The organism is Clostridium transplantifaecale, from assembly GCF_900626075.1.
Lineage (GTDB): Bacteria > Bacillota > Clostridia > Lachnospirales > Lachnospiraceae > Otoolea > Otoolea transplantifaecalis.
This window is the reverse complement of record NZ_UYZY01000001.1, coordinates 934,353-957,947: the sequence shown is the minus strand read 5'-3', so window position 1 is coordinate 957,947 and position 23,595 is coordinate 934,353. Positions and strand designations below refer to the sequence as shown.

22 protein-coding genes are annotated in these 23,595 nt (G+C 48.3%); 20 read left to right on the top strand and 2 right to left on the bottom strand.

Annotation, left to right across the window (positions count from 1 at the left end; genetic code table 11):
* Positions 1-52 precede the first annotated feature (52 nt).
* The 13 genes from EJL91_RS04110 to argF all read left to right on the top strand — a co-directional run bounded on the left by EJL91_RS04110 (position 53) and on the right by argF (position 16,315).
* Positions 53-1,798 (top strand): ABC transporter ATP-binding protein, encoded by a 1,746-nt coding sequence (locus tag EJL91_RS04110; protein WP_125140671.1) that lies wholly within the window; start codon positions 53-55, stop codon positions 1,796-1,798.
* Complete coding sequence (locus EJL91_RS04105) at positions 1,782-3,629, top strand: ABC transporter ATP-binding protein (RefSeq protein WP_125140670.1); 1,848 nt, start codon at positions 1,782-1,784, stop codon at positions 3,627-3,629. The genes EJL91_RS04110 and EJL91_RS04105 overlap by 17 nt, the downstream gene beginning before the upstream one ends.
* A 379-nt stretch (positions 3,630-4,008) precedes the next feature.
* The gene (locus tag EJL91_RS04100; RefSeq protein WP_125140669.1) at positions 4,009-4,323 is read left to right on the top strand and encodes a PadR family transcriptional regulator; all 315 of its coding nucleotides are present in this window, start codon (positions 4,009-4,011) and stop codon (positions 4,321-4,323) included.
* The gene (locus EJL91_RS04095) at positions 4,320-5,495 is read left to right on the top strand and encodes a DUF2812 domain-containing protein (RefSeq protein ID WP_125140668.1); all 1,176 of its coding nucleotides are present in this window, start codon (positions 4,320-4,322) and stop codon (positions 5,493-5,495) included. Before EJL91_RS04100 ends, EJL91_RS04095 begins: the two co-directional genes overlap by 4 nt.
* 10 nt (positions 5,496-5,505) lie before the next feature.
* On the top strand, positions 5,506-6,732 hold the full coding sequence (locus tag EJL91_RS04090; protein ID WP_125140667.1) for a DUF2812 domain-containing protein: 1,227 nt from the start codon (positions 5,506-5,508) through the stop codon (positions 6,730-6,732).
* Positions 6,729-7,931, top strand: a complete 1,203-nt coding sequence (locus EJL91_RS04085) for a DUF2812 domain-containing protein (RefSeq protein WP_243125221.1) — start codon at positions 6,729-6,731, stop codon at positions 7,929-7,931. Before EJL91_RS04090 ends, EJL91_RS04085 begins: the two co-directional genes overlap by 4 nt.
* A 415-nt stretch (positions 7,932-8,346) precedes the next feature.
* Positions 8,347-9,597 carry an argininosuccinate synthase gene (locus EJL91_RS04080; protein ID WP_125140666.1) on the top strand — a complete coding sequence of 417 codons (1,251 nt, stop codon included), beginning with the start codon at positions 8,347-8,349 and terminating at the stop codon, positions 9,595-9,597.
* Positions 9,598-9,697: 100 nt separating this feature from the next.
* On the top strand, positions 9,698-11,083 hold the full coding sequence (gene argH / locus EJL91_RS04075) for an argininosuccinate lyase (protein ID WP_125140665.1): 1,386 nt from the start codon (positions 9,698-9,700) through the stop codon (positions 11,081-11,083).
* A 45-nt stretch (positions 11,084-11,128) separates the two neighbouring features.
* Positions 11,129-12,079 (top strand): N-acetyl-gamma-glutamyl-phosphate reductase, encoded by a 951-nt coding sequence (argC, locus tag EJL91_RS04070; protein ID WP_125140664.1) that lies wholly within the window; start codon positions 11,129-11,131, stop codon positions 12,077-12,079.
* A 35-nt stretch (positions 12,080-12,114) separates the two neighbouring features.
* Positions 12,115-13,323, top strand: coding sequence for a bifunctional glutamate N-acetyltransferase/amino-acid acetyltransferase ArgJ (gene argJ, locus EJL91_RS04065; protein WP_125140663.1), 1,209 nt, complete (start codon positions 12,115-12,117; stop codon positions 13,321-13,323).
* Entirely contained in the window at positions 13,323-14,189 is an 867-nt protein-coding gene (gene argB / locus EJL91_RS04060; protein WP_341466958.1) for an acetylglutamate kinase, read from the top strand. The genes argJ and argB overlap by 1 nt, the downstream gene beginning before the upstream one ends.
* A gap of 39 nt (positions 14,190-14,228) precedes the next feature.
* Positions 14,229-15,413 (top strand): aspartate aminotransferase family protein, encoded by a 1,185-nt coding sequence (locus tag EJL91_RS04055; RefSeq protein WP_125140661.1) that lies wholly within the window; start codon positions 14,229-14,231, stop codon positions 15,411-15,413.
* Complete coding sequence (gene argF / locus EJL91_RS04050; protein ID WP_125140660.1) at positions 15,410-16,315, top strand: ornithine carbamoyltransferase; 906 nt, start codon at positions 15,410-15,412, stop codon at positions 16,313-16,315. The genes EJL91_RS04055 and argF overlap by 4 nt, the downstream gene beginning before the upstream one ends.
* A 71-nt stretch (positions 16,316-16,386) precedes the next feature.
* On the opposite strand, the gene EJL91_RS04045 is transcribed toward argF, so the two are convergent.
* Both EJL91_RS04045 and EJL91_RS04040 read right to left on the bottom strand, forming a co-directional pair.
* Complete coding sequence (locus tag EJL91_RS04045; RefSeq protein ID WP_125140659.1) at positions 16,387-16,599, bottom strand: helix-turn-helix transcriptional regulator; 213 nt, start codon at positions 16,597-16,599, stop codon at positions 16,387-16,389.
* Between the two features lie 11 nt (positions 16,600-16,610).
* Entirely contained in the window at positions 16,611-16,928 is a 318-nt protein-coding gene (locus tag EJL91_RS04040; protein WP_125140658.1) for a DUF6442 family protein, read from the bottom strand.
* 564 nt (positions 16,929-17,492) lie between these two features.
* Between EJL91_RS04040 and dctP the strand changes: the two genes are divergently transcribed.
* The 7 genes from dctP (at position 17,493) to EJL91_RS04005 (ending at position 23,473) form a co-directional block, all read left to right on the top strand.
* Positions 17,493-18,587 (top strand): TRAP transporter substrate-binding protein DctP, encoded by a 1,095-nt coding sequence (gene dctP / locus EJL91_RS04035; RefSeq protein ID WP_164516740.1) that lies wholly within the window; start codon positions 17,493-17,495, stop codon positions 18,585-18,587.
* Between the two features lie 141 nt (positions 18,588-18,728).
* Complete coding sequence (locus tag EJL91_RS04030; RefSeq protein WP_125140656.1) at positions 18,729-19,241, top strand: TRAP transporter small permease; 513 nt, start codon at positions 18,729-18,731, stop codon at positions 19,239-19,241.
* The gene (locus EJL91_RS04025) at positions 19,238-20,551 is read left to right on the top strand and encodes a TRAP transporter large permease (RefSeq protein ID WP_125140655.1); all 1,314 of its coding nucleotides are present in this window, start codon (positions 19,238-19,240) and stop codon (positions 20,549-20,551) included. Before EJL91_RS04030 ends, EJL91_RS04025 begins: the two co-directional genes overlap by 4 nt.
* A gap of 52 nt (positions 20,552-20,603) precedes the next feature.
* Entirely contained in the window at positions 20,604-21,167 is a 564-nt protein-coding gene (locus EJL91_RS04020; RefSeq protein ID WP_125140654.1) for a YcxB family protein, read from the top strand.
* Positions 21,164-21,730, top strand: a complete 567-nt coding sequence (locus tag EJL91_RS04015; RefSeq protein ID WP_243125220.1) for a glycerol-3-phosphate responsive antiterminator — start codon at positions 21,164-21,166, stop codon at positions 21,728-21,730. The genes EJL91_RS04020 and EJL91_RS04015 overlap by 4 nt, the downstream gene beginning before the upstream one ends.
* 470 nt (positions 21,731-22,200) lie before the next feature.
* Positions 22,201-22,563, top strand: coding sequence for a VOC family protein (locus EJL91_RS04010; protein ID WP_125140653.1), 363 nt, complete (start codon positions 22,201-22,203; stop codon positions 22,561-22,563).
* A 430-nt stretch (positions 22,564-22,993) separates the two neighbouring features.
* Positions 22,994-23,473 carry a peptide deformylase gene (locus EJL91_RS04005; protein ID WP_125140652.1) on the top strand — a complete coding sequence of 160 codons (480 nt, stop codon included), beginning with the start codon at positions 22,994-22,996 and terminating at the stop codon, positions 23,471-23,473.
* The last annotated feature ends 122 nt before the right edge of the window (positions 23,474-23,595 follow it).

Here is a 23,595-nt window from a genome sequence, read left to right as displayed (position 1 = left end):
CTATAAGACGGCTAAATAAATGCACGACAACAACTCAGCGGAGGCATTAAGAATGAAAGATATCAAACGTATTTTACAATTTGCTAAGCCATGCAGGCCGGATTTTCTTCTGGCCATCTTTTTCGTTGTGATAGAAACCAGCTTTGAACTGATTATTCCGATGATTATGGCTGGGATTCTGGACGTGGGCGTAGCCGGGAGGGATTTGAACTACATATACTCCAAAGGGGGACTGATGGTGGTATGTTCGCTCATTTCTCTGTGCACCGGCCTTTTATATGCCCGTTATTCCGCCAGGGCCGCGGGGGGATTCGGTGCGGGACTGCGGGAGGCGGAGTATGTAAAGCTGCAGGAGTACTCCTTTGGAAACCTGGATCACTATGAAACCTCTTCCCTGATTACACGGCTCACCACCGACGTGACCGTAATGCAGAATGCAATCGTAGGGGGGATGAGACCGATGATCCGCGGCCCCGTCATGATGGTGTTGGGCCTTCTGATGGCCTGTTATCTGAACGCGCGGCTGGCGCTGGTGTTTGCAGTATGCATGCCCGTGCTGGCGGCCATCCTGATTGGAATCATCTTAAAGGTTGCCCCGATGTACGGCAGACTGCAGAAAGCGGTCGATCATGTGAACGCGGTCGTCCAGGAGAACCTGACGGCAATCCGCGTAGTGAAGGCCTTTGTCAGAGGGGAATACGAGGAAGAAAAATTTGCCGGGGTGAATGATAATCTGAAGAGAAACAGCGAGAGGACCTTTCATTTCGCCGTCCTTAACATGCCTTCATTCCTGTTCACAATGTATGCGGCCATTATCCTGATCCTGTGGTTCGGCGGGCAGATGATCCAGGTGGGAGGAATGCAGGTCGGTGAACTGACGGGATTTTTAAGCTATGTCATGCAGATTATGAATTCCCTGATGATGATATCCAACGTATTTCTGATGCTGACCCGCTCCCTGGCCAGTGCAAGACGAATCGGGGAAGTATTCGACGAACCTCTGGATCTGATGGACGGCAGTGAGAAGGAGGCGCGGATCGAACACGGCACAATCGATTTTGAACACGTATCCTTTAAATATAAGAAGGAAGCGAAACGCAGAGTTCTGACGGACATCAATATTCATATAGAAGAAGGACAGACGGTAGGTATTATCGGGGGAACGGGTTCCGCGAAGAGCACCCTTGTATCGCTGATTCCGCGTCTCTATGATGTCACAGAGGGCAGCGTAAAGGTGGACGGGAGAGACGTCCGCGAATACTCCCTGATCCATCTGCGCGATGCCATCGGTATTGTACTCCAGAAAAATGTACTCTTTTCCGGTACAATACGTGAAAACCTGCTGTGGGGAAACCGTGACGCGGATGAGGAAGAGATAGAATGGGCCTGCCGCGCCGCCTGCGTCGATGAATTTATCGGGCGTTTCCCGGATGGGTATGATACGGATCTGGGACAGGGGGGCGTTAATGTGTCGGGCGGACAGAAGCAGAGGCTCTGTATTGCCAGGGCGCTTCTAAAGAGACCCAAAGTACTGATTTTCGATGATTCCACCAGCGCTGTGGATACGGCTACCGATGCGAAAATAAGAAAACAGCTCAGTGAGCTGACCGATACGACAAAGCTCATCATTGCGCAGAGAATCACTTCGGTCATGGATGCCGACCAGATTATCATACTGGAAGACGGAAAGGTCCACGCCACGGGAACCCATGAGAGCCTTCTGGCGTCGGATCCGATTTACCAGGAGCTTTACAATTCCCAGCAGAAAGGAGCGGATGAAAATGGCAAGACAGCTTAGCGCAAAACGGCCCGAGAACCTGAAAGGAACGATAATGAAGCTCCTGGGGTATATGGGAAACCATAAGTTCCTGTTTCTGCTCGTGGCCATACTCACGACAATCAGCGCCCTTTCGGGCCTGCTCGGCACCTATATGCTGAAACCAATTGTCAACAACTATATTGTGCCGGGTAACATGAAAGGCCTCTTTTCTGCGATCCTGTTTATGGGTGTCGTCTATCTGGCCGGTGTTTTATCGTCGTTTGGTTATACACAGCTCATGGTAAGGGCGGCCCAGAAAATCACGGCCGAGATCAGGGAGGATTTATTCCGGCATATCCAGAAGCTGCCGCTGAAATATTTTGACACGAGGACCCACGGCGATATTATGAGCCGGTTTACCAACGATGTCGACACGGTTTCAGATGCTTTAAACAACAGCTTTGCAATGGTCATCCAGAGCTTTATCCAGATTGTCGGGACGCTCACCCTGATTTTTATCCTTAACTGGCGCCTTTCACTGATTGTGTTCGCCTGCTACATCCTGATGTTCGCCTACATCCGTTACAGCGGGAAGAAGAGTAAATACTATTTCAATTACCAGCAGAAATACCTTGGGGAACTGAACGGATATATTGAGGAGATGACGGCGGGCCAGAAAGTGGTAAAGGTGTTTAACCACGAAGGGGAAAACATCGAACAGTTCCGGCAGAAAAACGGAAGGCTTAAGCGGGCGGCCGTCAGCGCCCTGACTTACTCCGGTACCATGATACCGATGGTAGTCAGCATTTCCTACATCAATTATACGATCGTCACCATGATTGGGGCGTTTATGGCTCTGAAAGGATGGACCGATATCGGAAGTCTTGCAAGCTACCTCGTTTTTGTGAGGCAGACCGCGATGCCGATCAACCAGTTTACCATGCAGTCGAATTTCCTTCTGGCGGCTCTTGCCGGAGCGGAACGTGTCTTTGAGACGATGGAGGAGGAGCCGGAGACCGACGAGGGAAAGGTTACTCTTGTATATGCGGAGGAGACGGAAGACGGCTCTTTAAAGGAGTGCGGCAGAAAGACGGGAATCTGGGCCTGGAAAGCGGAGGATGGGGTGTTAACCCGGCTCCGGGGTGATGTGCAGTTTAAGGATGTGGATTTTGGATATAACCGGGATCACCTGATACTTAAGAAAATCAGCCTCTATGCAAAACCGGGGCAGAAGATTGCCTTCGTCGGTTCCACCGGCGCCGGGAAGACGACGATCACCAACCTGATTAACCGTTTCTACGACATTGACGGAGGAAGTCTTACTTATGACGGGATCGATGTGAGAAATATCAAAAAGGATGCCTTGCGTTCCTCCCTGGGGATGGTTCTTCAGGATACCCACCTGTTCACCGGCACAATCGCGGACAATATCCGCTACGGCAGGCTGGACGCCACGATGGAGGAGGTGGTGGAGGCCGCAAAGCTGGCTAACGCCGATTCCTTTATCAGCCGTCTGCCAAAGGGGTATGACACGATGGTGACGGCGGATGGAAACAACCTGTCCCAGGGCCAACGGCAGCTTCTGGCTATCGCCAGGGCGGCCGTGGCCGATCCGCCCGTCCTTATTCTGGATGAGGCGACCAGCTCGATTGATACGAGAACGGAACGGCTGATCGAGAAGGGAATGGACCGCCTTATGGAGGGCAGGACTGTATTCGTGATTGCCCACCGCCTGTCCACGGTCCGCAATTCCAATGCAATTATGGTACTGGAGCAGGGGAAGATTATCGAGAGAGGCGACCATGAGAATCTGATTGAACAAAGAGGCGTTTATTACCAGTTGTATAATGGGATGTTTGAGCTGGCATAAACGGGGGTGCGGTTACTTCAGTATTTCGATAGATTGAGTTTCTTTGGTTTGATAAGCCGGAGGCATGCGGGAATTTGCGAGCTTCCGGCTTTTTAAATATGGGCTTTAGCGTGCTGAGTCTGCTACAGAGGGGATTCTCTGCAGGAGGACTTTTTTGTAAAATAAGAGATTAGAAGGATTTCCGTAAGGAAATTGTCAGGAACGGCTATTGAAAAAAGGAAGTTCCTGTAATATAATATCAATATACGATATCGACTATCGATATTGAGAGATGATATTGGACTTGACGGATTCACGGATGAGAGAAATTCAGCCGGATTTAAAGGTTTAGTGGATTGGCCGGTTAAGTGGATTTGCAGGAAAAGAAGGTGCATGCATTATGGCGAAGAAAACGCTTGAAATATTGACGGAATCCATGTTTTACGTACTGATGTCTTTTATCGGAAAAGAGATGTGCGGAATAGAGATAGCCGAATTTGTGGAAAAGAAGACGGGAGGCCGGTTAAAAATCGGACCGGGGACTCTTTACACAATCCTGGGCAAGTTTGAGGAAGAGAAGTTCATTGAAGAGATTCAGGTGGAGGGGAGAAAGAGAACCTACCGGATCACGGAGAAGGGGCTGCAGGCCTACCGGGAGGAGGCGCTGAGGCTGAGACAGTGTATTGCTGATGCGGAAAGCGAGGGATATCTATGAAAAAAGAGATTATGAAGCGGCTTCCATTTACAGAGATTAATATACCGGGGATTGAAGCCTGGCTGGATCAGATGGCGTTGGAGGGATATTTCTTAATTGATACAGCCGGAACATCATGGTATTTTGTAGAGGGTGAACCGAAAAATATCCGTTACAGACTGGATGCCGTTACAGAGAAGGGGGCAATGCCGTCCCTGGAAAAAAGGGAAGACTATCAGGCAATGGGATGGAACTATGTGCTCACCCATCGGAGGATGTATCATATCTTTCGGGCGGATAACCCCAACACTGCGGAACTTCACTCGGACGGCCTTGTCGAAAGCCTGTCCCTGAAGCAGCTCGAGAAGTCCTTAGGAACGGATCTGATTGTAGTAGCAATTACCGTGCTTTTCTGGTTCTTGTTTTCTATGAGAACGGGCCATGGCCTATTTAAGTATCCGGTGCTCACGTTGATGACACCAGATTTACGGTTTATTTTCATGCTGTTCTGGTCAGCCGGATGTATCTGGAACGGATACGTCTCCTATCAGGAGATAAAGAAAATGCGGGTCTGCATTGCGGAGGGGAGAACCAGGGAACTGGAGACAAAACCCCTTGCAGCATATCCAAACGAAAAGTTCAGAAGATATTATATGCCGGTCTGCTTCTTAATATATATTGCGCTCAGTTTCCTGTTTCGGCCCTACAGCGCAGGAATAGATGAAGTCCTCCTGACGGAAAAACTTCCCGTCCTCGAAGTGCTTGAGACTGGAGAAGTACGGAAAAAGCCGGCCTGGTTTCTGGACAGTGACATCAATTACTACAAAAAACGCAAAAATCTGCTGAGTGAAAATTATGAACTGCATGAGACACGGGAGGTGCTGGATGAGGGGGAAGGGGAAGGAATAGAAACTTCCATATCAGGCTATTATTTTGAACCAGTATTCGCTCCCCTCGCAGAAATCTTGTACCGCGATGCGGTGAAAAAATATGCCGGCCTTAGCGGGGCTGAACTGGAAAATCATCAGATAAGCGATACGGGCTTTGACTCCTGCATTTTTACAGAGGCAGACGGCAAGCAGGTTCTGGCGGTCCTTGACGGGAAGAAAATACTGGTTCTCGAATATGAGGGACAGAGCGATCTCCGGGAAAAGACAGAGGTAATAAAGAACGTCCTGGAAAGCAGGGAATGAGGTGCGGACAATGAAGACGGAACGTTATAAATATCCTCCGGTCAGCACGTTTGATATCAAAGAGATAGAAAACTGGCTGGAAGAAATGGCTGCAGAGGGCTGGTTCCTGAAAGAAGCGGGGCCCTATGCCTGGCTCTTTGAAGCCGGGGAGCCGGAGAATGTCCGCTACCGCATCGATCCCGCCACGGAGAAGAAAGGAAAGCTGGACGAAGAGAAACGGTTGGATTATGAGGAGATGGGCTGGCGCTATGCGGCAACCCAACGGGATTTCTACCATATATTTATGTCCGATGACCCGGAGACGGAAGAACTGCATACCGATGCGGTGGTGGAGAGCTTTTCCGTCAGGATGCTGGAAAAGAGGCTTAGAAATGAGCTGGTGGAGGGTGTACTGGTAGTGGCGCTGATGGCGCTCAACGGTTATTCCGTGCTGAGGGATCTAATCCGTTATCCGGTGCTGACTTTAATTGAAATGAGGCCGGCAATGGTATTTTATCAGATATTCTATATTATCTGGCTTATAGGCTGGATTAGCGTTGTCGTAAAAATATGCAGACGGAGAAAATGCCTGGCAGCAGGAATCATGCCGGATGGCGAAACCGTACATACAAAACGGGAGAGCAAAAGGAAAAGACTCTGGCATTCCGCAGAGAGGCTCAGTGTAATTCTGCTGATTGCCGGGCTGGTTCTGTCCCTGTTTCCGGATAAGAGCGGCCAGGCGGTTTCTATGGAGGAACAAGTCAGGACCGTGCTGACCCTGGAAAAGCTGGAGGGAGACAAAGACGAGACTTTAAAGAACGTCCGGGAAGAAGAACAAAACATAGATGGGGAAGGCGGCAATATCATGTGGAGGCGGTTCAGCCTGTTCGCCGGGAACAACTATGAGATTTACGATCAGGGAGACGAAGCTGCCGGGGAAAGCGGGGAGAAGGCCGGCAATTCCTCTTCACTCCATGTGATATACTACCGTCCCCGCTTCAGGATTATGGCGGATCAATTATACTCGGAGCTGCAGAAAAAGTATCTGGACGGCTGTGTCAAGGAGACACCAAAGCTGACGGGCGGAGCGGGAGCTTTTCACATTGTGACAGGAACCCGTGAAGACGGAACCCAGGTTGCGGCAGCCATGCTGGATGGCCGGCTGCTTCTGGCAGAGTATTCCGGAAGCGTTAAATTAAATGATAAGGTATCGCTGATAGAAGAAGTCCTAGTTTCGGAAAGGAGGCGGGGATTTTGAACGTAAAACATTCAAATGAGCAGCATCTGGAAAAACTGCCGGTCAACGAAATGGATTTAAGAGCAGTGGAAGACTGGCTCGGACAGATGGCCGGGAAAGGATACTTCCTGGATGAGACCGCCTGGTCATGGTGGTATTTTGACATCGGGGAGCCGGCTAATGTCCGTTACCGCATCGAACCGGTCGATGAAAAGAAAGGGAAACTGGATCCTCAGAAAAAAGAAGATTACGAGATGATGGGATGGAAGTATGTGACAAGCCACAAGAGCATGTATCACATATTTCTGGCAGAGTCGGAGGAAACCGAAGAATTCCACACGGATCCTCTTGTCAGGAATCTTGCGCTGAAGGGATACGAAAAGAAACTCCGGAGCCTGGGAATTTCAAGCATCGTTGCTTTCGCCTGTTTCTTCGTCACATGTTACAATACGATATCCAGGGAAGCAAGAGGAATCGGCCTTGTCCTTGCAAATCCATTTTTTCTGTACTATGTACTCGGTATCCTGCTGCTTATTATTCTGGGCTATCAGAATATATCGGCATTCAGAAAGATAAAAAAGTGGCGTGAGAAACTTGGCTCAGGCGAAGATGAGGAGCTGCCCGTGGAGATGGGGACGAAGAAGCGCTACAGCTCTCTTGCAAACCACATCGTTACTATATTAATCGTCGCGGTTTTCGCTTCCCTGTTTCTGACGATAGGGACAGGCGGACCGATCCATCAGGAGATACAGGACAGACCCCTCCCGGTGCTCCAGGTTCTGGAAACGGGAACCGTGGAAGAGAATGCGGATGGAAAAGACGGCGATGTAATTTATTACTTCAGCCTGCTGCTGAATGAGAGATACGAAATCAGACAGCAGGCCTCCGTGAGAGAGAAGGGGGCAAAAGCAAACAGTGTTTCTTCGCTGAAAGTCGATTTGTACGACGCACGTTTCAACTGGCTGGCCGAGCTTCTGTACAGCGACCTGGAACGGGAGCACCTCTCTAAATACGAAGAAGCGTACAGCCGTCTTTCCAAAGAAGGGTATGAGCGCTATTCTCTAATGGAAGACGGAAAAAACCAGATTCTCGTGGCAAAGAAAGGAAAGAAGGTTCTGGTTATTTATTATCAGGGCAAGGAGAGGCTTGAGGACAAAGCCGGGGTCTTGGAGCGTGTCGTTACTGATGGGACGAAAATGGAAGCCGGTTGTAAGATTTGATGAGTTTAGGAAAGATATAATTTAAGAAAATAAGAAAATATGAAAAGAGACTGCCACAGAATGCAGGCTTCCAACAGGATAGCGTTCGGAATACACCGTACAGCGTCAAATTCCTGCTGGAAAACGCATTTTGCGGTGGTCTTTTTAAAAGTATAGGAAAGTGGCGTGGCAGACATATGAAAAATGCACAGTATTATGCATAAAATTGAATGTTTTATCACGTTTATGCATAATAAAAAGAAATATACACTATATATACAATAATTTTTAATAAAAATTCAAAAAAGGTATTGCATAATTATTCTTGTAGAGGTATAATTATGCCAATTTCACAGCGGACCTGTCGAAGGGGCCGTGGCTGTTAACAGAGCAGCAGAAAAAAATAAAACAGTAAATCAAGTGGAGGAAAATTATTATGGAAAAGAAATACAACAAAATCGTACTGGCATATTCAGGAGGCCTTGACACATCTGTCTTAATTCCGTGGTTAAAAGAAAACTACGGCTGCGAAGTGATCGCAGTTTCAGCCGATGTAGGCCAGGGTGCAGAGCTGGACGGACTGGAGGAGAAAGCGTTAAAGACAGGAGCCTCTAAATTATACATAGAAGATTTGAAAAAAGAGTTTGTAGACGAATACATTATCCCGACGATGAAAGCAGGAGCCACCTATGAGAATTATCTGCTGGGCACCTCCTTTGCCCGCCCAATCATCGCAAAACGGATTGTGGAGATTGCAGTGAAAGAGGGGGCCGATGCCATCTGCCATGGCTGTACCGGAAAAGGCAACGACCAGGTACGTTTTGAGCTGGCAATCAAGGCATTTGCGCCTCAGATGGATGTGATCGCGCCATGGCGTTTCTGGGAACTGAATTCCCGTGAAAAAGAGATTGAATATGCAGAGCAGCACAACATCCCGCTAAAGATTACAAAAGAAACGAATTATTCCAAAGACAAAAACCTGTGGCATCTTTCCCATGAGGGACTGGATCTGGAAGATCCGGCCAACGAGGCCCCAATCAGCAAACCGGGATTCTTAGAGCTGGGCGTTTCACCGGAGCAGGCTCCGGACACCCCAACCTATGTGGAAATCCACTTTGAAAAAGGCATTCCGACTTCCGTAAACGGCGAAGAGATGGACTGTGAGAAGGTCATTGAAGTCCTCAATAAGCTGGGCGGAGAAAACGGCTGCGGTATCCTTGATTTGGTGGAGAACCGCCTGGTAGGAATGAAGAGCCGCGGCGTCTATGAGACACCGGGCGGAACGATTCTTTATAAGGCGCATGAAAAGCTGGAGGAGATCACATTAGATAAAGAAACACAGCACTACAAACAGCAGCTCGCCCTGAAATTTGCAGACCTGGTATACAACGGCCAGTGGTACACGCCGCTCCGCAAGGCCATGAGCGCTTTTGTGGATTCTACACAGGAGACGGTGACGGGAGATGTGAAGTTGAAACTTTATAAAGGAAATATCATTCCGGCTTCCGTAACCTCACCTTATACACTCTATTCCGCCGATATGGCGACATTTGACGAGGATGACTGCTACAATCAGGCAGATTCCGCCGGATTTATCAACCTCTTCGGACTTCCTATCAAGGTGCGCGCGCTGAACGATCAGGCGCTGGCCGCAAAGACGGGGAAACATTTTCCGGACGTAGAGTAAAAAGATACAGAGTAAGAAATCATTGACTGCCGTCTGAGGCGCAGCAGTTTCCGCTGAAGCTGCAGACGGCAGCAATTCAATGAAGGGAGTCAGACATACAATGGCAAAGTTATGGGCAGGGCGTTTCGGGAAAGAGACGGATCTGGAAGTAAATGATTTTAATTCCTCCATTTCCTTTGACTGCCGTCTTTATAAAGAAGACATTACCGGTTCCATGGCCCATGCGGCCATGCTGGGAAAGCAGGGAATCATTGCGAAAGAGGAATCAGACAAAATAATCGAAGGTTTAAAAGGAATTTTAAAAGACATTGAGGCGGGAAAAGTCCAGTTCACGGCGGAGTATGAAGATATCCATATGGCGATGGAACAGATTTTAACGGAGCGGATCGGAGATGCCGGAAAACGTCTCCACACCGCCCGCTCCCGGAACGACCAGGTGGCGCTCGACATGCGTCTCTATGTAAAAAAGGAGATCGGCGAGATAAAGAAACTGATCATAAACTTTATGGAAGCGCTCTGCGACAGTTCCAAAAAGAACCTGGACACGGTAATGCCGGGATACACCCATCTCCAGAGGGCGCAGCCGGTGACATTCGGCCATTACATGATGGCCTACGCTAATATGATGAAGCGCGATGTCATCCGCCTGGAAAACTGCCTGGAAGGGATGGATGATATGCCCCTTGGTTCCGGGGCGCTGGCCTCCACGACCTACCCGATCGACCGCGATTTTGTGCGGGAGCAGCTGGGGTTTGCCGGAGTGACGGATAACTCCCTGGACGGAGTGTCCGATCGCGACTACTGTGTGGAGCTTTGTTCTGCACTTTCCATCCTGATGATGCACCTGTCCCGGTTTTCGGAGGAGATTATCGCATGGTGCTCCTGGGAATTTAAATTTGTAGAGCTGGATGATGCGTTTTCCACAGGTTCCTCGATTATGCCGCAGAAGAAGAATCCCGATGTCTGCGAACTGGTAAGGGGCAAGACGGGCCGCGTTTACGGTTCTCTTATGACGCTCCTTACGGTGTTAAAGGGAATTCCCCTGGCATACAACAAAGACATGCAGGAAGACAAGGAAGCCGTATTTGACGCCATTGACACCGTAAAACAGTGCCTGAGAGTCCTGACTCCGATGTTTGCGACAATGGAACTCTGTAAAGATAATATGAAGAAAGCGGCCCTCCGGGGGTTCATCAACGCCACAGATTGCGCCGATTACCTGACCAAGAAGGGAATGCCGTTTAGGGATGCCTACAAGACGGTCGGCTGCCTGGTGGCGGAATGCGTGAAACAGGAGAAGTCACTGATGGATTTGACTCTGGAGGAATACAGGGAACATTCGGAACTGTTTGAGGAAGATATCTATACAGCTATCGACCTGAAAACGTGCGTGAAAGGCAGAAATGTGGCGGGAGGGCCTTCACCGGAGGAAGTGTCGCGCCAGATAGCGGTGATTGAGCGTTTTATCACGGAGCGTGAAAACTGACGGACCGTTTAAAGGATTACAGGCATGAGGAAGGAAAAAGGATGTATGTGTAAGCCAAAAGTATATATAGACGGAAAAGAAGGAACGACAGGACTTCAGATTTATGACCGCCTCGCGGGCCGTGATGACATTGAACTTCTTCTGATAGATGAGGAGAAGAGGAAAGATACAGAGGAGAGAAAAAAGCTGATTAACCGGGCCGACATTGTTTTCCTGTGCCTGCCGGATGCGGCCGCGGTGCAGGCGGTGAAGCTGGCAGACAGTCCGGATACCCGCATTATCGACGCCTCCACCGCCCACAGGACGGCGCCCGGATGGGCCTACGGCCTGCCGGAGCTCTCGCAGGGCCACCGGAAACTGGTGGAAGTTTCAAAACGGGTTGCCAACCCCGGCTGCCATGCGACAGGTTTTATCACGGCGGTTTACCCTCTGACGGCTATGGGAATCATCCCGGCCGGTTATCCTCTGACTGCGTTTTCACTGACCGGATACTCCGGCGGCGGCAAGAAGATGATAGCGGAATATGAGTCACCTGAGAAACCGGAGCTTTACGGTACCCCGAGAGTATACGGGCTGAACCTGAAACATAAACATCTGCCGGAGATGCAGAAAATATGTGAACTTGACAGTCCCCCGGTATTCTGTCCCGTCGTTGACGATTACTATAAGGGAATGGCTGTAACCGTGATGCTTCAGAACGGGCGGCTGAACGGGAAGGTGACGGCGCAGGAGATCCATGCGGCGCTTTCCGCCCACTATGCAGGGCAGAAGCTGATAAAAGTACATCCCTTCGGATACGACGGCATGATTGCAGCCGGAACGATGGCGGGTTTTGACAGCCTGGAACTGATTGTGAACGGCCATGATGACCAGACGATTATCACGGCCCTGTTCGACAACCTGGGAAAAGGAGCCTCGGGAGCGGCCGTACAGAACATGAACCTGATGCTGGGATTCGAAGAGACAAGAGGGCTGAATCTGAAACAGCCGGATTGATTAACATTTTAGTGTTATGAGGAGGAGCTTAAAATATGAAAATCATAGATGGCGGCGTTTGCGCGGCAAAGGGATTTAAAGCGGGGGCAATGCGCTGCGGAATCAGAAAATCCCAGACCAAGAAGGACCTGGCGATGATTCTTTCCGACTGCGAATGCAGCGCCGCGGCGGTATATACGACTAACCGGGTCAAAGCGGCCCCGATTCTTCTGACAATGGAGCATCTTAAGAACGGAAAGGCCAGGGCGGTGATTGTCAATTCGGGTAATGCCAACGCCTGTGCGCCTTTTGGGATCGAGAATGCCAGAAGAGAGGCAATGGCCGCAGCCAGAGCGCTTAATGTCCCGTTAGAGGATGTCATTGTGGCATCCACCGGCGTAATCGGCCAAACGCTGAATGTAGAATGCATTGAAGAAAATGCCGGAAATATGGAAATGAAATACGATAATTCCCTGACCGCCGCAGAGGCGATCATGACGACGGACACCAAGGTAAAAACCATTGCGGTGGAATTTGAATTAGAGGGAACGGCCTGCCGTATCGGCGGAATCTGCAAGGGTTCCGGCATGATCCATCCAAATATGGGGACCATGCTGTCCTTTATCACAACCGACTGCGCCATTTCACCGGAGATGATACAGAAAGCGTTGAAGGCGGATGTAAAAAAGACATTTAACCGCGTCACGGTTGACGGAGACACCTCCACCAACGATATGTGCACCGTTCTGGCAAACGGAATGGCGGGTAATGAAACAATCACACAGGAGGGCAAAAACTTCGATGCATTCTGTGAGGCCCTCCATGCGGTGACGGAAGACCTGGCCCGCAAGATCGCGGGGGACGGAGAGGGCGCCAGCAAACTGATGACCTGTACCGTTGCCGGGGCTGCGGACGAAGTTACGGCGGAACTGCTCAGTAAATCCATCTGTTCTTCCTCACTGGTGAAGGCAGCAATGTTCGGTTCCGACGCCAACTGGGGCCGCGTGCTCTGCGCTATGGGATACTCGGGCGCACCGTTTAACACCGAAGAGGTGACGGTGGAATTTGCCTCCAAAGCGGGCAGCATTGCTGTCTGTGAAAAAGGCAGAGGGCTTGATTTCAGCGAAGAGACGGCGAAGAAGATACTGAGTGAAGAGGAAGTGGAAATTAATGTGACGCTGAAGGAAGGCGACGGCAAGGTGACATGCTGGGGCTGCGACCTGACTTATGACTATGTGAAAATAAACGGAGATTATCGGACATGATGAATTTAAACCCTGAAACAAGAGCCGGAATCCTGGTGGAAGCGCTGCCGTACATCCAGGAATACGCCGGTCAGGTCATTGTGGTAAAATACGGCGGCAATGCAATGATCAATGAAGAGCTGAAGGAAGCGGTAATTCAGGATATCGTCCTTTTAAATCTGGTGGGGATCAAGGTGGTTCTTGTCCACGGCGGAGGCCCAGAGATATCCGATATGCTGAAGAAAATCGGCAAAGAGTCCAAATTCGTCAAAGGTCTCCGCTATACCGACGGAGAGACGATGGATATTGTCCAGATGATCCTCTGCGGCAAGGTCAACAAAAACCTTGTATCCCTGCTTGAAAAAGCGGGCGGCAAGGGCGTTGGTCTCGGAGGAATGGACGGCGGCCTGTTTAAGGCGGTGCGTTTACAGGATCCCGACGGCACGGAATACGGATATGTCGGAGAGATAACCGAGGTGAATGAGAAACTGGTTCTCGATATGCTGTCGGAAGGATATATCCCCGTTGTCTCATCGGTGGCCGCCGGAGTCGACGAGGAAACCAATTACAATATCAACGCGGATACGGCGGCAGAGAAGCTGGCCGTAGCGCTGAAAGCGAAAAAACTGATTCTGCTGACCGATGTGAGGGGGCTGATGAGGGAGCCGGGGGATGACAGCACGCTGATTCCCAAACTTAAAGTATCGGAGGTTCCGGCACTCGTTAAATCAGGCATTATATCGGGAGGCATGATCCCCAAGGTGGACTGCTGCGTCGAGGCAGTGCGCCAGGGAGTTGAGAGAGCCAATATCCAGGACGGACGTGTCCCGCACTCGATTCTCATCGAGCTGCTCAGCAAAGACGGTGTGGGGACCATGTTCTCATAGGACGGGGAAGGCATGAAAAGGCAGGAGGAATAACAGATTATGACATATCAGGAACTAAAAGATGAGGAACAGCTCTATTTAATGCATACATACGGACGTTTTCCGGTTGCACTTGACCATGGAAAAGGAGCCACTCTCTGGGATACCGAAGGAAAAAAATACATCGATATGACATCCGGAATCGGCGTCAACAGCCTGGGGCATGACAACACGGCCCTGGTAGATGCATTAAATGCCCAGGCGCATAAGCTGATGCACGCCTCCAATCTTTATCTGACGGAACCGATGGTACAGGTGGCGAAAGAATTAGTTACCTCCTGCGAAATGGGAAAAATATTCTTTTCCAACTCCGGGGCGGAGGCCAACGAAGGAATGATCAAACTTGCCAGGAAATATTCCTTTGACAAATACGGGGAGGGAAGAAACAAGATTATCACACTTAAACAGTCCTTCCACGGGCGTACCGTGACAACGCTTAAGGCAACCGGCCAGGAAAAATTCCATCAGTATTTCTTCCCGTTTACCGAAGGGTTCGATTACGCTGCGGCCAACGACATAGAGGATTTTAAGTCAAAAATCGATGATTCCGTTTGTGCCGTTATGATGGAGATGATTCAGGGAGAGGGCGGAGTCCTTCCTCTGGATCGGGAATATGTGGAGCAGGCGGCAGCCATCTGTAAGGAAAAAGACATTCTCTTCTTAATTGATGAGGTCCAGACCGGTATCGGCCGCACCGGCAGCCTGTTCTGTTATGAGCAGTACGGGATAAAACCGGATGCGGTGAGCATGGCAAAAGGACTTGGCGGCGGCGTGCCGGTCGGCGCGGTTATGGCGTCAGTGAAATGTGCGGACGTACTGGGCGCAGGCACCCATGGAACGACATTCGGCGGCAATCCTTTCTGCTGCACGGCTGCACAGACAGTGCTTTCCATTGTAAATAAACCGGAATTTTTGAAAGAGGTACGGGAAAAAGGCGAATATCTGAAAGATTCCATCCAGTCACTGGGCTCTTCAAAAGTAAAGACGGTCAGAGGCATGGGACTGATGCTGGGAATCGTTGTGGATAAAGAAATACGCGCTTCTCTGGTCAATCAGTTACTTGAAAAGGGCGTGCTGGCGCTTACGGCCGGTGAGGAGGCAATCCGTCTTCTTCCGCCTCTCGTTATCAGCTATGAGGAGATGGACAGCGCAGTTGCAGTTATGAAGGAGGTATTCGGAGCATGAACCATTTATTAAAACTGCTGGACTTACAGCCGGAGGAGATTACTTCCATTCTCGACTTGGCGGACCAGCTTAAATATGAAAGAAAACACAATATCACCCACCGTCTTCTGGAGGGAAAATCCATCGGCCTGATTTTCCAGAAATCCTCCACAAGAACCAGGGTTTCCTTTGAAACGGGAATCTTCCAGCTGGGCGGCCAGGCGCTGTTTTTGTCCTCCAGAGATCTGCAGATTGGCCGCGGTGAACCGGTTCAGGACACGGCCCGCGTCCTGTCGAGGTACCTGGACGGAATCATGATCCGCACCTATGAACAGAAAGAGGTGGAGGATCTTGCAAAATACGGTTCCATCCCGATCATCAACGGATTGACCGATTTCTGCCATCCCTGCCAGGTACTGGCCGATTTGATGACTATCCGCGAAAAGTACGGTGTGCTGGAAGGTTTGAAACTCTGCTATATCGGTGACGGCAATAATATGGCAAACTCCCTGATCGTGGGAGGGCTCAAGATGAAGATGAACGTCTCCATTGCGGCGCCGGAAGGTTACAGACCGGCTCAGCAGGTTCTGGACTTTGCAACAGGCTGCGGCGATGCATTTACATTGACCGATGATCCGGTGAAGGCTGTGGAAAACGCCGATATTGTGATTACGGACACCTGGGCATCCATGGGCCAGGAGGAAGAGAAGGAAGTGCGTATGAAGGCCTTCCAGGGATATCAGTTAAACGATAAACTGATGGCCGCCGCAAAACCGGGAGCTATGGTACAGCACTGCCTGCCCGCTTACCGCGGCCAGGAGATAACGGATAAGATATTTGAAGAACATGCGGATGAAATCTTTGAGGAGGCCGAGAACCGGCTGCATGCGCAGAAGGCGGTTATGGTTACGCTGATGAAATAAGGAGTATTCTTTTATAGAAAGAGAGCAGTCCGGTCAATATGATCTGGTCTGCTCTCTTCGTTCAGGGGGAATCACGGTTCAAAATAAAATAATTCTTCAAATTTCTTATCTAATGCAATACAAAGCAGGAGCGCAAGCTTTGCAGTGGGATTAAACTGGCCGGTTTCAATATAACTGATTGTCTGCCTGGAAACACCGACCAGAGCTGCCAATTCTCCCTGGGAAATTCCTGTTTCACTTCGTGCTTCTTTCAGCCTGTTTTTTAATATAAGTTCATTATCCATATTCTGTCCTGTCAAAAAATCTCGGTAATATATAGGATTAAGCATACAAACGAACCTATTCCCCATACAATTCCCAGGAAAAGATTACTTTTATCTTTAAGCTCTTTCCATACATACAGATTATAGATGCTGGCCATCGATCCCCATACTGCATATACATCATTGAAAGATACTCCTGCGCGCAGCTTTAATATTGTTAAAACTATGCAGAGCGCGATTCCAAACGTCAGAGAATTCTTACATCCTGTCTTCTGAACAAGCTGCTCCATTTCATCCGGCTTATTTCCTTTCTGAACTTGTGCTTTTCGCAAAATCTCATCTTTATCCATAGGCTTACCCCGATAATTCATGTGTGAATTTGTCAAGTTTTCCTTACAATCTTATTATATTGATTGAATGGCCTCGTGTCAAGTTTTCTTTGCATTTAATTACATCTGTTCGGTTCGCTCCACCCGGGTTTTCCTTCAGATGCAGGATAAGTGCAAACACTTCTGTCGGCAGGAAGGATAAGGCAGAGTTTTTTAAAGTTTCCTGAAGACGTCAGAGATAAGCTATGATGGCATCTGACATAAATTTCCAAACAATTTGTATAAAATACACATAACATGCGATTGAAACTGGAAAAAAATGTGGAAAATAGATAAAAAACACTTGATTGCAAGTTAAAAAGGTGATAGAATTAATTTATTAGAAGACAGGCAACTAAATAATCTGCAAATGAGAGATGAGCAATGCAGCTTCGGACAGTCTACACAGAGGTAGGGACTGTTATGAAGGAGCTGCATTTTATTATGCAAAAAAGGAGGCGAAACCAATGGCTTAAAGTGCCCCTGTCTTTGAAAAACGGAGTTTCAGGGTACCTGAAATTAATCAAATATCTCAAGGAGGTTGTTATGAAAAAAGCAATTGCGATACTTCTCGCATCTACAATGGCGCTTTCGCTGAGCGCATGCGGCGGCAGTGGAAAACAGGCGGCCAGTACACCAACTACAGGAGGAGCTGAGGCTGAGGCTCCAAAAGCGGAAGTTTCGGATGAAGAAGCCGACGACTTTCAGATTACAATCAAGTTTTCAAACGTGTTCCAGCCGGCAGAGTGGAACTATAAGGCCAGTGAGTATCTTGCCAAGATCGTAAATGAACGGACGGAAGGCCATATTGTCCTTGAATATTACGGACAGAACCAGCTCGACTGCTACGGAGAATCCGTAGAGCAGGCGCATAACGGCGCTATCTGGATGGGTCTGGAGGAACCGTCATACTTTGCCGATTACATAGGTGACTTTAATGTACTTGTAGGACCGATGCTTTACACATCCAACGAAGAGTACAATGCTGTTATGGAAACAGATATAGTTAAAAATTTAAATGACCGTCTTGCCAAGGAGTTTAACATCCACGTGCTGGATACCCATTACTCCTTTGGATTCAGAAGTGTTTGTACGAACAAGGTTGTTGAGAAACCGGCAGATTTGAATGGTTTGATTCTTCGCTCCACCGAATCTCCTCTGTTTATCCAGACGATTACCGCCCTGGGAGCAACACCTTCTCCTATGAGCTTTACCGAGTGTATCTCCGCGATGTCCAGCGGCGTTGTTAACGGCTTTGAGGGTTCCATTTCAACCCTGAAAGATACGGGCGCATATGAGTACACAAAGAATGTAGCCAATACCAACCATTTCATCGCTACACGCTGGCTGTTTATGGCAGAAGATGTTTATCAGTCTATTCCTAAAAAATGGAGAGATATTCTGGATGAGTGCTGTATAGAAGCCGGTATCTGGGAGCAGGAGCATGCAGAGGAAGATGAAGCCGATATGATTACGTTCCTGGAGCAGCAGGGCGTTAAATGGAATGATGTTGACATTGACGCTTTTACAGAAGCATGTACGCCTGTTTACGACTGGATCGTAGAGGAATATAAGGCAGATCCGGAACTTCACGGAAAGCTTGTTGAATTCCTTACAGACTATCGCTCAAAGAATAAGTAAGCGTACCGGTGATTGTACGGAATGGTATAATTACCGCTCAAGCAGACTGCCCGACTCTTCGGGCAGTCTCTGTTAAACGGCAGGGCCGGAATACACAGGGAACATTTTGCTTTCCTGATACAGAATAAAGTGGAGGTAGGTATGGAAGAAAAATCGAAAAAGTATTCTTTTAAATCAATACTGAAGAATCTTGATGCGATTGTTACCGGCACGAGCCTGGTTATGTGTACTCTATTGGTTAACATCAATGTTCTTATGCGTTACATCATGAGAAGTCCGCTGTTTTGGTGTGAGGAGGTCGTGACGGGGCTTTTTGTCTGGACTGTTTTCATCGGCAGTGCGTATGCTTACCGTACGCACGCTCATTTGGGCGTAGATATTTTAGTCAATATGATGCCGGCAAAAATGAAAAAAGTTGTTACCGTAATTGTTCAGATTCTGGAACTGGGCGTTCTGATTATGCTGACCAATATCAGCGTGCAGTACGTTGTCAATACATGGGGCAAACTGACCAACACACTTCGTGTGCCGAGCTGGTACATTTCAATCGCCGTACCCCTTGGTTTTGGATTATCTCTGATTTACTGCATTTACTTTATAGTAAAAGATTTAATGAAATTCGCAATGGCAGGGAAAGGAGGAAAAACTGCATGATTAGCATAGTTCAATTGATCCCTGTTTTCCTTGTATTTATTTTCTACTTTTTAGGTATGCCTATTGTTTACGCCTTATTCGGCGCTACGTTTTTCTATTTTACATTTATTGATACGACTTCACAGAGCTGGCTGATTCTGCAGACGGTTATGAAGTCTACGCAGTCTTTCTCCATGCTGGCGATCCCCTTCTTTATCATGTCGGGTTCCGTCATGAACTATGGGGGAATCAGTGAGAAGATGATGGACTTTGCCGAGATGGTGACCGGCCATATGAAAGGCGGGCTTGCCCAGGTTAACGTACTGCTCAGTATGCTGATGGGCGGCTGCTCCGGCTCTGCTAATGCGGACTGCGCAATGCAGAGTAAGATGCTGGTTCCCGAGATGGAGCGGCGAGGTTATTCCAAAGCCTTTTCGGCTGCGATCACGGCTGCCTCTTCGGCTGCCACCCCTGTTATTCCTCCGGGAGTCAACCTGATTGTATTTACGTTGATTGCCCAGATTTCACTGGGGCGGACCTTTGCGGCCGGATATGTTCCAGGTATTCTCATGGCGGTTTCCATGATGATTACCGTGGCTATTATTGCAAAAAAGAGAAATTACCCGAAAACCCGTGACAAACGTCCGGCTGCAAAAGAGATCCTGAAGCAGGCGTTCATTTCCTTCTGGGGCCTGTTCTTCCCATTCGGAATCATCATCGGTATGCGCCTTGGTATGTTTACACCGTCCGAGGGCGGCGCCGTTGCCGTGCTTTACTGCTTTATTATCGGCGGGCTGGTATACAAACGGCTTTCCCTGAAAAAGCATCTGATTCCTATTGTGCTTGATACGATTGCGGGTACCTCCAGCGTTGTCCTGATCATGGTGGCGGCGAAGGTATTCGGTTATTATATGACATGGATTAATCTGCCGAAGATCGTGGCAGGAGGAATGCTGGGACTGACCGACAATAAATATGTATTCCTTCTGCTCTGTAACCTGATTCTTCTGGTTATGGGTATGTTCCTGGAAGGCGGAGCGGCGCTGATGATTATCACCCCGTTACTGCTGCCCGTATCGAGACAGCTTGGAATCAACGATTACCATTTTGGACTGGTTGCAATTGTAAATATCATGATTGGCGGCATCACGCCTCCGTTTGGTTCTATGATGTTTACCACCTGCGGTATTACGAAGTGCCCGATCGGAGATTTCCTAAAGGAGGTATGGCCGTTTATCCTATGCCTCTTCATTGTATTGCTGCTGCTTACATTTTGTCCGTTCCTTATCACCTGCGTACCGGATCTGCTTTACGGCACCGCGCCGGGCTGATACGGCTCAGGGTAGGTGTTACGGCTGATTCCAGTTTGAAACGGAGAAATTTATGGCTTCTTTTTACGAGATTGAAATGCAGCATTCGGAAGAGAGCTTCAAGGCGCTCGCCCATATGCAGTATGACATGTTCTGCAAAAGCAACCGCATGTGGCGGACCGCTTTCAGCCTGATGCTGATGATGACCGGCGTGGTCTGCTTTTCTGAGTGGTGGGGGATCCTGCTGGTGGCCTATGGCGGTTATCTGGCTACCAGCACCTACGTCTCCAGCAACCGGACCGCGCATAAACTGTCGGAACAGCTCAGGAAAGCGGGCAGGCCGTTCCCTTCATCACGCTATGTATTCCGTGACAGGGGAATGGACATTTACTGCCTGCCGGAGGGCAACAAAGACGGTTCTGAGTCATATTCCGATGTGCGTGGGATAGCGGAGGATGGAAGCTATTTCTATATTTTTCGCGATGAATACGGTGGATATATGATACCCAAGGCAGCTTTAGGTGATAGTACGGATGCCTTTCGAGATTTTCTGGAAGAAAGGACCCAACAGACAATCCGACGAAGCAGCATTCCTATTGTGCGTTTTATCAACTGGCTTTGGAGAAGAAAAAAATGAGTATGAAAACAAGGGATTTACTGGAACGCTCTCCTGTAATAGCGGCTGTTAAAGAGGAGGGTACCCTGGAAGAGGCTCTGGAGACGGATTGCGCGATTATTTTCATCCTGTATGGAACGGTCTGCAATATTGCAAAAATCGTAGAACGGATCAAGCGGAGAGATAAACTGGCTATTGTGCATCTCGACTTGGTAGTGGGTTTAAGCTCCAGGGAAGTTTCTGTGGATTTTGTGAAAAAGAACACGGAGGCTGACGGGATTATCAGTACCAGGCCCGTCCTGGTCAAGCATGCAATGGATAACGGTCTCTACGGTGTTTTCAGGACTTTTATGATTGATTCCATCGCGCTCAGCAACATGAAAAAGCAGCTGGAAACATTCCGGCCGGATTTCGTGGAAGTAATGCCCGGGATTATGCCCCGCGTAATGAAGGAAATACGCAGTTATACCGATATGCCGATTATTGCGGGCGGCCTTTTGAGAAGTAAGGGGGATATTTTAGAGGCATTTGATGCCGGAGCGGATGCGATCTCTACGACGAATACGGAATTGTGGAAGCTTTGATGCGGCCGGTATTGTGTTGAGGAGATGCGGCGGGTCTGGCGCGGTTGAGTCTATGGCTTGGAAGCGCCCGGGCGGTTGTCTGTTCCGGGATGTATAAATGGTGTCGGTTAAAGTTACTTTAAAGTTACCGTTTAAGGATAGTTTATTACAAATTGTCTGGCGTCAATGATTGCCAGTTAATCGTTTTTCTTGAAAAGAGGGTATCGGACCTGATATGAATCTGTTTTTGATTTCATGTTATTGCTTGATACTCTCTTTTTATTTTCTTTCATTTGAAAAATAGTAAATGGTGTCCGGTTGGCGCTCAAATAAAATATCAGCTTGGAGCAGTTCTGAAAGGATATTTCTATATTTGACAGAACCGTTTTGGAACCGTAGAATGAAACCAGTCACATGGGTGAAACGTGCCTCAGGCAAATCCTGTTCCGACGGGCGGCAGGAGGCAAAAATAAATTGGATGAGGAGAGAAGATGATAACAGGATATTATTGTACAAATATTTTTTCTAAGCAGGCGCAAGAACTTATAAAATTCTATAGGGATATATTAGAAATTCCTTTTATTAGGACCGATGTGGATGATTCAAATGGAGTTTATCTTGGCTTTATGGAAAACGCACCCACTCTTTGTATATGGGATTGTAAAGCATTCAACGCACAGCCAACCGGATATCAATCATTTGTTTTTCAGTCGGAAGCTCTCGATTCAACAATGATATGTTTGAAGGAAAAAGGAGTTACACTATCAGAGCCTATTAGATATGATTGGGGTACCTATGAAGTTCGGTTAAAAGATCCTGATGAAAACGAGGTAGTGATAGTTGAGTTTACGTAAATAACAAGTCCCAAGGCGGATTAGGGGTTACGGTTCTTACATTTTATAAGGGATTGTGAAGGTTTCTTTGCCGATTGAATAAATAAAATAATGTCAGCCCCCTTTTTATTAAGTGCACTGGAAAATATATAATATGATATAATTATCAGTAGATTGATTATGAAAATATTGCCGGGCAAAAGGAGGAAAAAAATGAAAACCAAAAAGGCAATTGCCGCATTGCTAATTTATGCTGGATTTCTGTTTCTATCCATAAATGTGGCTCTGGGACACGACATCTGGGATCGTCTGAAAAAATGGCGGGATAGATAAGGAGTGACGGGAAAACGATAGGAAAGTGTTCGGAAAATAAAAGGCAAGCGGCTGTCTGAGGGCCGCAGCAATCGTACGGCTAATAGAGGGTATAGGATAAGGAGGCAGATGATTAACAATGATCAGAGAAATACGTTTATTGGGGGATCCCGATCTTTATTCGGCAAGCGCGTTGGTACAGAAGGAGGAGCTTTCTGAGCTTGACGGCTTGCAGCAGGATTTACACGACACGATGATGGAGTTTCGGCGGATTTACCACGCAGGAAGAGCGATTGCGGCCCCTCAGATTGGGATAGCCAAAAGAGTGATTTACATGAATACGGGAGAACCGGTTCTGTTTATTAATCCGATCCTCGAATTTCCGGATGATTGTAAGATGGATGTGATGGACGACTGTATGTCGTTTCCTGGATTGTATGTGATGGTGGAACGCTATAAGAGATGTATCGTTCAATACAGAAATATCCGGTGGGAAGAGTGCAGAATGGAATTGGAAGGAGATTTGTCGGAATTAATCCAGCATGAATATGATCACCTGGATGGGATACTGGCTACGATGAGGGCGAAAGATAATAAATCGTTTTTTATGAGGAAATAGAGGATTTGTATATTTATAAGTGCTGGCGGGAGCCGGAAGCTAACATGAAATTATAGGAGGATTCGCACTGGAAATTGGTGAAGTTCTTGTTAGGTTGGAGGGGGAAATGTATTATTTAATGA

Excerpts from the sequence above, each read along its gene's own strand:
- EJL91_RS04110 (WP_125140671.1), top strand. The coding sequence starts at position 53 with ATGAAAGATATCAAACGTATTTTACAATTTGCTAAGCCATGCAGGCCG.
- EJL91_RS04105 (WP_125140670.1), top strand. The coding sequence starts at position 1,782 with ATGGCAAGACAGCTTAGCGCAAAACGGCCCGAGAACCTGAAAGGAACG.
- EJL91_RS04100 (WP_125140669.1), top strand. The coding sequence starts at position 4,009 with ATGGCGAAGAAAACGCTTGAAATATTGACGGAATCCATGTTTTACGTA.
- EJL91_RS04095 (WP_125140668.1), top strand. The coding sequence starts at position 4,320 with ATGAAAAAAGAGATTATGAAGCGGCTTCCATTTACAGAGATTAATATA.
- EJL91_RS04090 (WP_125140667.1), top strand. The coding sequence starts at position 5,506 with ATGAAGACGGAACGTTATAAATATCCTCCGGTCAGCACGTTTGATATC.
- EJL91_RS04080 (WP_125140666.1), top strand. The coding sequence starts at position 8,347 with ATGGAAAAGAAATACAACAAAATCGTACTGGCATATTCAGGAGGCCTT.
- argH (WP_125140665.1), top strand. The coding sequence starts at position 9,698 with ATGGCAAAGTTATGGGCAGGGCGTTTCGGGAAAGAGACGGATCTGGAA.
- argC (WP_125140664.1), top strand. The coding sequence starts at position 11,129 with ATGTGTAAGCCAAAAGTATATATAGACGGAAAAGAAGGAACGACAGGA.
- argJ (WP_125140663.1), top strand. The coding sequence starts at position 12,115 with ATGAAAATCATAGATGGCGGCGTTTGCGCGGCAAAGGGATTTAAAGCG.
- argB (WP_341466958.1), top strand. The coding sequence starts at position 13,323 with ATGAATTTAAACCCTGAAACAAGAGCCGGAATCCTGGTGGAAGCGCTG.
- EJL91_RS04055 (WP_125140661.1), top strand. The coding sequence starts at position 14,229 with ATGACATATCAGGAACTAAAAGATGAGGAACAGCTCTATTTAATGCAT.
- argF (WP_125140660.1), top strand. The coding sequence starts at position 15,410 with ATGAACCATTTATTAAAACTGCTGGACTTACAGCCGGAGGAGATTACT.
- EJL91_RS04045 (WP_125140659.1), bottom strand. The coding sequence starts at position 16,599 with ATGGATAATGAACTTATATTAAAAAACAGGCTGAAAGAAGCACGAAGT.
- EJL91_RS04040 (WP_125140658.1), bottom strand. The coding sequence starts at position 16,928 with ATGGATAAAGATGAGATTTTGCGAAAAGCACAAGTTCAGAAAGGAAAT.
- dctP (WP_164516740.1), top strand. The coding sequence starts at position 17,493 with ATGAAAAAAGCAATTGCGATACTTCTCGCATCTACAATGGCGCTTTCG.
- EJL91_RS04030 (WP_125140656.1), top strand. The coding sequence starts at position 18,729 with ATGGAAGAAAAATCGAAAAAGTATTCTTTTAAATCAATACTGAAGAAT.
- EJL91_RS04025 (WP_125140655.1), top strand. The coding sequence starts at position 19,238 with ATGATTAGCATAGTTCAATTGATCCCTGTTTTCCTTGTATTTATTTTC.
- EJL91_RS04020 (WP_125140654.1), top strand. The coding sequence starts at position 20,604 with ATGGCTTCTTTTTACGAGATTGAAATGCAGCATTCGGAAGAGAGCTTC.
- EJL91_RS04015 (WP_243125220.1), top strand. The coding sequence starts at position 21,164 with ATGAGTATGAAAACAAGGGATTTACTGGAACGCTCTCCTGTAATAGCG.
- EJL91_RS04010 (WP_125140653.1), top strand. The coding sequence starts at position 22,201 with ATGATAACAGGATATTATTGTACAAATATTTTTTCTAAGCAGGCGCAA.
- EJL91_RS04005 (WP_125140652.1), top strand. The coding sequence starts at position 22,994 with ATGATCAGAGAAATACGTTTATTGGGGGATCCCGATCTTTATTCGGCA.